We start from the raw sequence: 631 nt of genomic DNA on the forward strand, positions 1-631 counted from the left end.
TGTAAGTGTTTGTAGTGGCCGGCCCGGGGCCGGCTGACAGGATAGGTGTCGTCGCTACAACGCCGTGTGACTCATGAATCGCTTTGCTCCTTCGTGGTGCACTGGCCGGGGTTTGTCCACTCTGTTGTGGTGGCGACGCCGGTCCGGTCTTGCTTCGGTGGCTTGATTAGAAGCCTGCCCGACCTCGTTGCCGCGAGGTCGTGGCCCGTTACAGGCCTGCCTCGAAGTGCTCTTTCCGGGCCGACGCCGACAACGACGTCGCCCATCGGAAAGGACATCCGTCGCTATGCCTATCGTCGCAGATAACTACGAAATCGTCATCGGGGTCGATACTCACGCCGCCGCCCACGCGCTGTGCGTCGTGGCCGCCGCAACTGGTGCGGTGCAGGACAAAGCAAGTTTTCCAGCAAGCCCGGCGGGTCTTGATCGGGCCCGCACGTGGATTGCACACAGAGTAGGTCAACAAGCCGCCCTCGTTGTCATCGAAGGCATCGGCTCCTACGGCGCCGGACTCTCCGACCGCGTTCTCGCGGCGGGATTCCCGGTAGCCGAACCCTCCGTGATGGGGTCGGCGGATCGCAGAGGAGTCGGTAAGACCGACGATCTCGACGCCGCTCGTATCGCCCGATCA

The 631-nt window shown here is 63.2% G+C and carries 1 protein-coding gene; it reads left to right on the forward strand.

The window, feature by feature from the left end; translation table 11 throughout:
- Positions 1–286 precede the first annotated feature (286 nt).
- Positions 287–631 (forward strand): IS110 family transposase (locus tag R4P70_RS32655; RefSeq protein WP_030538148.1); only part of this gene is annotated, 345 nt, incomplete at its 3' end.

Source organism: Rhodococcus sp. IEGM 1241 (genome assembly GCF_033142365.1).
GTDB classification, from domain to species: Bacteria; Actinomycetota; Actinomycetes; order Mycobacteriales; family Mycobacteriaceae; genus Rhodococcus_F; species Rhodococcus_F erythropolis.